The 9,156-nt window shown below is 70.1% G+C and carries 14 protein-coding genes; all 14 read left to right on the forward strand.

Annotation, left to right across the window (positions count from 1 at the left end):
• Nucleotides 1-187 precede the first annotated feature (187 nt).
• The 14 genes from IEZ13_RS34370 to IEZ13_RS34430 all read left to right on the forward strand — a co-directional run bounded on the left by IEZ13_RS34370 (nt 188) and on the right by IEZ13_RS34430 (nt 9,153).
• Nucleotides 188-406 (forward strand): hypothetical protein, encoded by a 219-nt coding sequence (locus tag IEZ13_RS34370; protein WP_183225392.1) that lies wholly within the window; start codon nt 188-190, stop codon nt 404-406.
• The gene (locus tag IEZ13_RS34375) at nt 403-2,082 is read left to right on the forward strand and encodes an ATP-binding protein (RefSeq protein WP_183225391.1); all 1,680 of its coding nucleotides are present in this window, start codon (nt 403-405) and stop codon (nt 2,080-2,082) included. Before IEZ13_RS34370 ends, IEZ13_RS34375 begins: the two co-directional genes overlap by 4 nt.
• A 233-nt stretch (nt 2,083-2,315) precedes the next feature.
• The gene (locus tag IEZ13_RS34380) at nt 2,316-2,489 is read left to right on the forward strand and encodes a hypothetical protein (protein ID WP_183225390.1); all 174 of its coding nucleotides are present in this window, start codon (nt 2,316-2,318) and stop codon (nt 2,487-2,489) included.
• Complete coding sequence (locus tag IEZ13_RS34385; protein ID WP_183225389.1) at nt 2,486-2,851, forward strand: helix-turn-helix domain-containing protein; 366 nt, start codon at nt 2,486-2,488, stop codon at nt 2,849-2,851. The genes IEZ13_RS34380 and IEZ13_RS34385 overlap by 4 nt, the downstream gene beginning before the upstream one ends.
• Nucleotides 2,848-3,279: a WhiB family transcriptional regulator gene (locus IEZ13_RS34390; RefSeq protein ID WP_183225388.1), complete on the forward strand. Its 432-nt coding sequence runs from the start codon at nt 2,848-2,850 to the stop codon at nt 3,277-3,279. Before IEZ13_RS34385 ends, IEZ13_RS34390 begins: the two co-directional genes overlap by 4 nt.
• Nucleotides 3,276-3,410: a hypothetical protein gene (locus IEZ13_RS47655; RefSeq protein ID WP_260179556.1), complete on the forward strand. Its 135-nt coding sequence runs from the start codon at nt 3,276-3,278 to the stop codon at nt 3,408-3,410. The genes IEZ13_RS34390 and IEZ13_RS47655 overlap by 4 nt, the downstream gene beginning before the upstream one ends.
• Entirely contained in the window at nt 3,410-3,622 is a 213-nt protein-coding gene (locus IEZ13_RS34395) for a hypothetical protein (protein WP_183225387.1), read from the forward strand. The genes IEZ13_RS47655 and IEZ13_RS34395 overlap by 1 nt, the downstream gene beginning before the upstream one ends.
• Complete coding sequence (locus IEZ13_RS34400; RefSeq protein WP_183225386.1) at nt 3,619-4,011, forward strand: hypothetical protein; 393 nt, start codon at nt 3,619-3,621, stop codon at nt 4,009-4,011. Before IEZ13_RS34395 ends, IEZ13_RS34400 begins: the two co-directional genes overlap by 4 nt.
• A gap of 2 nt (nt 4,012-4,013) precedes the next feature.
• Nucleotides 4,014-4,400, forward strand: coding sequence for a hypothetical protein (locus IEZ13_RS34405; protein ID WP_183225385.1), 387 nt, complete (start codon nt 4,014-4,016; stop codon nt 4,398-4,400).
• On the forward strand, nt 4,397-4,567 hold the full coding sequence (locus IEZ13_RS34410; RefSeq protein WP_183225384.1) for a hypothetical protein: 171 nt from the start codon (nt 4,397-4,399) through the stop codon (nt 4,565-4,567). The genes IEZ13_RS34405 and IEZ13_RS34410 overlap by 4 nt, the downstream gene beginning before the upstream one ends.
• Nucleotides 4,564-5,508, forward strand: coding sequence for a hypothetical protein (locus tag IEZ13_RS34415; RefSeq protein ID WP_183225383.1), 945 nt, complete (start codon nt 4,564-4,566; stop codon nt 5,506-5,508). Before IEZ13_RS34410 ends, IEZ13_RS34415 begins: the two co-directional genes overlap by 4 nt.
• A gap of 672 nt (nt 5,509-6,180) precedes the next feature.
• Nucleotides 6,181-7,368 (forward strand): hypothetical protein, encoded by a 1,188-nt coding sequence (locus tag IEZ13_RS34420; RefSeq protein ID WP_183225382.1) that lies wholly within the window; start codon nt 6,181-6,183, stop codon nt 7,366-7,368.
• A complete protein-coding gene (locus tag IEZ13_RS34425; protein ID WP_183225381.1) occupies nt 7,368-7,667 on the forward strand; it encodes a hypothetical protein in 300 nt (99 codons plus the stop codon). Before IEZ13_RS34420 ends, IEZ13_RS34425 begins: the two co-directional genes overlap by 1 nt.
• Nucleotides 7,651-9,153: a terminase gene (locus tag IEZ13_RS34430; protein WP_229795399.1), complete on the forward strand. Its 1,503-nt coding sequence runs from the start codon at nt 7,651-7,653 to the stop codon at nt 9,151-9,153. Before IEZ13_RS34425 ends, IEZ13_RS34430 begins: the two co-directional genes overlap by 17 nt.
• Nucleotides 9,154-9,156: the final 3 nt, after the last annotated feature.

Here is a 9,156-nt window from a genome sequence, read left to right on the forward strand (position 1 = left end):
TCCGCGAGCGTCGTGAGCTGGGAGAATTGAGTCGGCCGGAACGGGTGCTGGTAACACCCAATTTCCGGCCTAAGGCAACACCGATTCGCCAAACCCGAACCGGAAGGAGCCCTGCGCCCATGATGCCATGGCTGCGCCCCCTAGGGCCGAAACACACCGTGTGCTCAATCACTGCGGTCGGTGCCCGATGAGCGCCGACGAAAGCCTGCTCAGCGCCGCGGCACGCATCCTCGCTCGCCACCACGACCCGGACTGGCGACCCTCCACCCCCGCCGAACTCGACGCATGGGGCCGCGGCTACGACGCCGCGGCGAGGGACCGTCACGCCCAGGACGCCAGCAACCAGGTCGGCACGCCACTCGACTGCGAATGGCCACCGGTCGCCATCCCCGGCGGTGGTGCGTGAACGAGACCGCCTACGACCGGGTGGTCCGGAAGCTGCGCGAACACGGCCGCAAAGTCATCGAAAAAAGTGGCGGACGCGCCGACGCCACCTGTCCCGCCCATGACGACCACAGCCCCAGCCTGTCCGTCACTGCCATCAACGGCCGCACGCTCGTCTGGTGCCACAACCCCGAATGCGACACCCGGGACGTGCTCGCCGAACTCGAACTCACCATGGCCGACCTGTACGACGAACGCTCGGCCACCTACCGCTACGACGATGGCCGCACCGTTCGCCGCTACTACGACGAGCGCGGCAAGAAGCGGTTCACGCAGACCGGCGCCACAGCCACCTCGACGCTGTATCACCGGGAGGCACTGGCCGCCGTCCAGCCCGGACGAACCGTCTTCCTCGTCGAGGGCGAGGCCGATGTCGACGCCATCGAATCGGCCGGCGGAGTGGCTACCACCGGGCCGCAGGGAGCCGACTCGTTCCACAAGGTCGACATCGAGCCGCTACGAGGGCACTGGGTCACCGTCATCGTCGACCGCGACGGCGCCGGAGACAAATGGGCCGCCCAGGTCGCCGAGAAGATCGACGGGATCGCCGCCAAGTACCGGTTCATGCGTGCCGCCGCGGGCAAGGACGCCAGCGACCACATCGCCGCCGGATACGGGCTGACCGACTTCGAACCGTACGCGCCGCCGCTGCCGGAGAAGCCCCGGCCGTTCGCGTTCCTCAAGGGCGGCTCGTTCGTCCTCGACGTGCCCGACGTGGCGCCCGCGGTGTGGGGCGACGGCAAGGAGGTCATCTGGGCGCAAGGCGAAGCGCTCATGCTGTGCGGCCCGTCCGGGGTCGGCAAGACCACCATCGCCGTTCAACTGCTGCGTGCCCGGGTCGGGTTGCAGACCAAGGTGCTCGGCTACTCAGTCGCCGAGACCAGCACCCGGGTGCTCTACCTGGTGATGGACCGGCCCGCACAGTTCCGGCGCGCGGCCGCCCGCGCGTTCACTGAGGAGGAACGCAAGCTGCTCGATGACCGCATGGTCGTCTGGAAGGGCCCACCACCGCAGGACGTCGCCGCCCGACCGGCCCTGCTGATCGAGATGTGCGAGGCAGCCGGGGCCGACACCCTGTTCATCGACAGCATCAAGGACGCGGCTGTCGGCATCGCCAAGGACGAGGTGGGTGCCGGATACAACCGTGCCCGGCAGAACGCGCTGTCCGAAGGCGTCGAGGTCATCGAGCTGCACCACATGCGCAAGGGCAGCTCGGACAACAAGACGCCCAACACCCTCGACGACATCTACGGATCCACCTGGCTGACCGCGGGGGCCGGATCGGTGGCACTGCTGTGGGGCGAGGCCGGCGACCCGATCGTCAAGTGGCGGCACCTGAAGCAGCCCGAGGTTGAGGTCGGCCCGTTCGACGTCGTCCACGACCACGAGCGGGGCGTCAGCGAGGTCGAGCAGCGCATCGACCTGATCGCCGCCGTCAGCCGCAGCGGAATCCGCGGACTGACCGCACTGGAGTACGCGGTGCTGCTGTTCGAGGTCGCCAAGCCGACCGCCGCCCAGAAGAAGCGGGCACAGCGGGCACTCGACCGCAAGGTCACCGAGGGCGTCCTGTCGTGCATCGAGGGATCGCCCGGCGGCGACCCGAGCCGCTACTACCTGCGCCAGGCGGCCGCCGCATGACTAGGCGCAAGACAAGTGGACGGCGGGGTGGACGCGTCCACTTCCGCGTCCACCTGGACGACAGGTGGACACAGGTGGACGCGGCATCCCAAAACCCCAGCTCAACAGGTGGACGGCTGGGTGGACGGGGGTGGACGCGCCAGGGGTGGACGTTCCCCTCCCCCTCTGTAGGAGGGGGGAACGCCACCGCCCGCCGTCCACCCCGACATCCGGCACTGCGGAAGGAGACCTGAATGCCACCCGAGAAACGAACGCCCACCCCGAGCTACTGCCGGTACCGGCACAAGTACATGGGCTGCACCGGGATCGCCGTCGACACCACCGCCGTGCTGCTGCTGTGCGAAGCCCACACCGAACTCGCCCGCGAATACGTCGCCGAACTCGACCAGAGCAGGAGCAAGCGATGACCGACCTCGCCGAGACGCTCACCACCGCCCGCCAACTGCTCGCCCCCGACATCCCGGCCGGCTACGTCGTTGTCATCGTCAAGGCCGCCGACTGCCACCCCGACCGGCCCGTCGGCGCCCGCGGACTCTGCCGCAGCTGCTACGAAACCGCCTGCCGCAACGGCACCGAACGCCAGCACAACCCTCAGCGCCAACACCGGCCAGTAGCTGAGTTCGCCGAAGAGTACGACTCCCTTGCGGACCAGGGCCTCACCACCAAGCAGATCGCCGAACGGCTCGGTGTAGGCCGGGAAGCCGTGTACCGGGCCCGACGCCGGGCCATCAGCATGGGTCTACTCGGCCCAGACGGGCGGATCGCATGACCGGCCGCCGTGAATTCAACGACCCCGGCTGGCCCGCCTTCGCCTACCAGCCCGACATCGCCTGCCGCGACGTCGACCCCGAAACGTTCTTCCCACGCCACGCCGGCGCCATGAACACCATCGAAATCGCCGCCGCCGTCCGCATCTGCCGGCAATGCCCACACATCACCGCCTGCCGCGACTGGGCCACCGAAACCCGGCAGCGCCACGGCGTGTGGGGCGGCACCACACCCGAACAGCGCGAGAAGGCCAAGCGGAAGAAGCCCGGACCGGCCGTGCACCTGGCCCGCTACGGCCAGGACCTCACCGACTGCTGCGGCTGGCCACCCGCCGAACTGCCCCACCGCGACGGGCACCGGCCGGCCGCCCGGCCCGACAAGGCGACATGCCCGGCCATCGTGCCCATCGCCACCGAGGAGGACGCGTGACCCTCCAGGGCCGCCCCGACTACCCGCCCAAGCCCTGCCCCCTCCCGCGACACGGCTGGAAGTGGATCCCCCGCGAAGACGGCGGCTGGGAGTGCAGCGACTGCCGATTCGACCCGCCGAAGGAGGCGTGATGAAGCGCCGCTACACCGACGCCGACAACGACCCGCACGGCACCCGGGAGCTGATCCGGTACTTCATCCAGGACCAGCCCGACACCCGCCGCCGCTACGGCCGCCGCCTGATCCGGGGCATCGCCGCCGGGTGCGACGAATGCCAGGACACCGACCGCCGCGACGCCCGCCTCAGCCGCATCCGCGCCGCCTACCGCCGGAGGACCCGATGACCTACCGCACCGGAAACCACTGGGGCGTCACCATCGTCCGCGAAGGCGAGCGCACACCCGAGGGGCACATCACCGGCGCTGCCGAGCTGGTCGCCGTCGTCGTCAACGGGGACCAGGCGCTCGCCGAACGGATCTGTGCGCTGCTCAACGGCGACGGCTGCACCCGCGTCGGCCTGCACGACTGCGCTGGAGCGTGGCGCAACCACGACCTTGCCGACGGCATGCCCGGCGGCACCGTTGGCGACTCGTGCACCTGCTCGGCCGAACCCGATCCCGACTGCCCCGTCCACCAGGGACGCCGGGCACGCGGACCCAAGCCGCCGAACCCGCCCGGCTGCATCTGCGACGGCTCCGGACGCACTTGCCCGCGACACGGGGCGGTGATCTGACCGTGACCACCGAAATCCGGACCGACGGCCACTTCGACCCCTGCATCGGCGGCGGCTCGTCACGCGACTGCGAGCGCGGGGAGTGCAACGCGCGGGCCATGTGCGCCGCTGCCGACCTCAGTGCCCGGCCTTCCCTGGTTGCCGGATACGACCGGGCGGTCGCCGTCCTCCAGGGCGTTGCCGCACGTACCGGCAGCGACGCCGCACGGTGGGCCGCCGACTACCTCGCCGCCGACCCCGACCGGTGGCGGCAGGCCGAACGCTGCTGGCACGGCGAGGAGTGCTCGGGAAGTGGCCCGGACTGCGAGCCGGAACGCACCTGTGGAGCACCCGAGCACCACAGGCCCACCCACAGCCGCATCAGTGACGGACGCGGGGAGGGGGCGTGAAGCGCTTCGGCAGCCGGAACCGGCTGCGCCGCCACCTGCGCGACGTGGCCGCCATCTGCCCCGCCCAGATGTGGCTGTCCAGCGGCTACGTGCTCAACCGCTGCGAACTCGACGCCGGACACGGCGGCAAGCACAAGGACGGCTGCATGCGATGGGGGAGCGAGTGAGCGACGACCTGTGTGTCATCTGCGGCGACCGACCAGCCCACGGGGCCTACGGGTGCACCGAGTGCCTGGCCCGCACCCGACGGCTGCTCGGCGAGGTAGGCGACATGGCCCAGGCGGCCCGGGACGTCGCCCAGCGGCAGGCCGTACGCGGCACCGGAGGCGGGACGGTCGGCAAGCCCGGATCGCAACTGCCCCTCGGCCTCGAAACCACCTCGCGGCTCGACGCGGTCCAGAACGCGCTCACCACCCTGGCGCGCGACATCGCCGAGACCCGTGGCGTAGAGATCCCCCGTCCGCCCGCTGTACGGCCCGCCAGCGGCCCGACATGCGCCCGCCCATGGTCGTGTAACCATGGATCATGTCGAGCGCTCAGGGAGCCGCTCAGGGCCTCGGATGAGATCGAGTGGGTGGCGCGGTGGCTCGTCGATCAGGTCGAGTGGAGCCGTCACCGGCCTGCTGTCGACGAGTTCGTGCGCGACGTCGAGGCGAGCCACCGGATCATCCGCAGCCTGGCGAGCGGGCCACGGGAGCGGATCTACCTCGGGACGTGCGGGGCGCCGTTCGTCCCGATCGCGCCGGAGGTCGCCGAGGAGCACGGCATCAACCCGGCGGTCGCGAGGCTGGGACTCGCGCCCTGCGTCGAGCCGCTCTACGGCCGCCTCGGCGCCGGCAAGGCCACCTGCCGGACGTGCGGGGCAGAACACAACCCCGACCAGCGCATCGCCGAGCGGACCGCCCTCGCCCACAGCTACCGGTACACGGCCGCCGAGATCGAGCAGGCATACCCCGGCGTCGTCCACCGCACCAACATCGGGAGGTGGCGCAAAGCCGGACTACTCACGGTTCACGGGGAGCACGAAGGCAACCCGCTGTACGCGCTCGACGAAGTGCTGGCCCTGGTGGCCATGAAGGAGCAGGAGCAGGCTCGCCAACACGTGTGACACCCGCTTGCAGTGCGGCGGATCAAGGTGTCACAATCACGCTCTGGGACAGGTGCGCCTACAGGGCCGCTGACCAGGCACAGACCACGATCAGGCCCCCGTCGCTAGCGGGGGCCTTCGTCGTATCCAGACTCCGGTGCGGACCGGACGGCGGGGAAACCGGGGCGCACAGCAACTGGGCTGGTGAGCTGTGCGCCCCACACCACAGGAGGCCAACGTGGTGGACCCCTGGCAATCACGGCGCCCACGCCAACGCGCACGCGAGGCGACGTTCCAGACCTGGGGCACAGACTGCTGGTGGTGCGGGCACCCAGGCGCATACGAGGTAGACCACCTACACAGGCGTACTGACGGAGGGTCACCGTACGACGTGGCCAACCTCAGGCCATCGCACGGAAGTAACGCACCGTGCCCAGTCTGCGTGAGCCCCACTACAGGGCGTGCCCGCTGCTGCAACCAGGAGCGCAACCGCAAGCCGAGGGTTGACCGCGAGGCGATGAGCATCGACCCCAGTTGCATTTGACCTGGTCAGAGGCTCGCGCGCCAAGATTTTTTCAGGAGGGGGTAGGCGGAACACCCGCTGACCCTTTCCGCGTTTGTGTGCGCACGCAAATAAACCCAAGCCTGATCGCTACAGACCGTAGTCAGTGACTCTGGGTAAGGGGGTTCCGGATGCCATTCCCGGGGACGTTGACCCTGGTCACGGTCGGTATTCAGTGCGACCTTCCGCCCAGCGGTGCGGCCACCGGGTGGTTCGAATTCACCGCGGCCCGTCCACTGCTCGGGGGTGCCGACAACTCGATCGTCCCGCCGTTCACACTGCGGGCCGACCTGGCCGCCGACGGCTCCGGATCGGTCCAGCTGCCGGCCAACAACGATCCGCAATGGAGCCCGACCGGCTGGTCATACGCCGTTGAGGGACGGGTTAACGGGGCCACGATCACCGGCACCCTCCAGCTCGACTACCAGACCGCCAGCGTGCAGCTCGCCGACCTACTCCAGGTCGACGGCACCGCAACCGCGGGAACCTCGTACCTGCTCACCTCGCAGCGGTCCGTCGCCTCCGGAGTCGCCGGGCTCGACGCCGACGGCGACGTCATCGACGCGGCAGGCAACAAGATCGTCGGCGGTGGGGCCAGCGGAACACCGGCAGGCACCGTCACCGCCGAAACCAGCTACGGCCGGTCCTCGACGGCCGGCGCCGCATCGACCTACTCCCGCGGCGACCACACCCACGGCACCCCGGCCGCACCCACCGCCTCACAGATCTCCGACTCCACGGCCACCGGCCGAGCGGTACTGACCGCCGCCGACGCCGCCGCGGCCCGAACCGCGATCGGTGCCGGCACGTCCAGCCTGGCACTCGGCGAGACCGACTCGACAGCCGCCGCCGGAGACCACACCCACGCGGGCGGCGGCACGGTCGCCATCGCCCACGGCTACGTCACCACCGGCGACGTCACCCCGCAGACCATCGGCTCATGGGCCGCACTCACCGGCGGGCCCACGTTCTCGATCGCCGCAGTCGCCGGGGATGCCGTCGAGTTCTCCTGGGCCGGACTCCAGGCCACCGCCACCGGCCTGTTCTGGGACCTGTGCGTGCTGGTCGACGGCTCACCCGTGCGGTACGCGTCCACCGGCACCGGCACGCCGGCCATCGAAGGCGACCCCGGGCTGTACCCGGACTCCGCCTTCCGGTCGAAGCCGGGCCTCGGCATGGTCGTCACCTGCGAATCCGGCGACCTCTCTGGCGGCACCATCACCTTCGGCTTCGCAATCTTGAATCCGTCCGGCGGAGGCAAGCTGTACGCCGGCGCCGCCTATCCGTTGCGGTACCGGGTCGCCAACTGGGGCTCCTGATGTCGGTGCGCGACGCCCTCGAGGCGGACCTCGAGCAGATGCCCGCCGCCGTCCAGTCCAGCACCCTCGCCGCGGTGGCACGCAACCTGGCCGACGTCCTCGACGAGGGCTGCGGGGCCCGAGACTCCGCTGCGGTGGCCAAGGAGATGCGGGCCGCACTCACCGATCTACGGGCCATGGCCGACGCTGCGCCGGAGGAGGCTGACCCGATCGATGATCTCAGCCGGCGCCGTGTTGATCGGATCACAGACCCCCCGCTACCGGGCCGTTCCGCAGGGGGCGGTGTCCACCTGGGGTGACGAAGCCATCGACCTGATGGCCACGGTCGGGGTGACGCTCGATCCGGGCCAGCGGGAGACCATCTGCGATGGCATGTCCGAGGGCGCCGACAGGAAGTGGCTGGCGTCCGAGGTTGCGGACGTCGAGCCGCGGCAGAACGGCAAGGGCGTGATCCTGGAGACCCGCGCGCTGTCGGGGCTGCTGCTGGTCAAAGAGCCGCTGATCATCTGGACGGCGCACGAGTTCAAGACCGCGCATCAGGGCTTCATGCGGATGCGCCACTACTTTGACAACTACGACCACCTGCGCAAGCGGGTCCGTACGATCCGGTCGTCGACACACTCCACCGAGATCATCCTCAAGACCGGGCAGACGCTGGCGTTCCTCGCCCGGTCCGGCGGATCCGGCCGGGGCTTCGCCGGCGTCAGTCCGCTGTTCCTCGACGAGGCGTTCGCGCTCACCGCCGAGCAGGTCGCGGCGATCATGTACGCCACATCGGCGGCCGCGAACCCGCAGGTCTGGTACATGTCCTCGGCGCCGCTCGCCGATTCCGAGGTGCTGCGCGAGACATGCAAGCGCGGCCGGCGCGGCGCCCGCGGCCTGGTCTACTACGAGTGGTCGGCGCGCGGCCGCTACGACGACCTGTTCAAACTCGTCGAGCAGAACAAGGCACTGTCCGACGAGGACGAGGACACGGCCGAAGGGCAGGAGCTGCGCGGCCGCCTGTTCGCCGCGGTCGCCGAGGCGAACCGGGCGTTCGGGATTCGCATCTCCGAGTCGTCAATCCTGCGCGAGGTCCGCGCCACCGGCGTCGAGCAGTTCCTGCGCGAGCGGCTCGGTGTGTACTCCGAGCTGGAGACCGGCGCCGCGATCGATGCCGAGCGGTGGAAGAAGCTCGGTGATCCGGAGTCGCGCCGTGACGGCGATGTGGCCATCGCCGTCGACATCGCCCCCGAACGGGACTGGGCTGCGATCGGTCTGTACGGCCACCGTGCCGACGACCTCGGTCACGTGCAGCTAATCCACTACGGCCCGGTCGCCGGCCTGCTCGACAAGATCGCCGAGTACCGTGACGCCCTCGATCCGGTCGCGGTCGGCATGGCCCGCGGCACGTACGCGTCGCTGCGCGAGGACCTCAAGAAGCGCGGCATCATCCGGCCCGAGGACCGCGGCGACGACGACGAGCCGAGCCGCAGCGACGACAAGGATCCCCGGCGTGGCGACCTGGTCGTGCTCGGCGGAACCGACATGGCGGCCGCGTGCGGGCAGATCCTTGACGCCACCAAGGAGTCGACGATCCGGCACGTGCCGGCCAAGCAGCTCGACGACGCGGTCGGCGTCGGCAAGACGCGGCGTACCGGTGAGTCGATCGCCTGGGCGCGTACCGATCGGGCCGTAGACATCACCGCCCTGGTCGCGGTCACCGAAGCCCGGTGGTCCTTCTACGCCCGGCGGGATGCGAAGCCGCGGGAAGACGAATACGACCCGCTGGGCAACATCTTCTGAAAG

The sequence above is a fragment of the Actinoplanes campanulatus genome (genome assembly GCF_014647795.1).
GTDB lineage: Bacteria > Actinomycetota > Actinomycetes > Mycobacteriales > Micromonosporaceae > Actinoplanes > Actinoplanes campanulatus.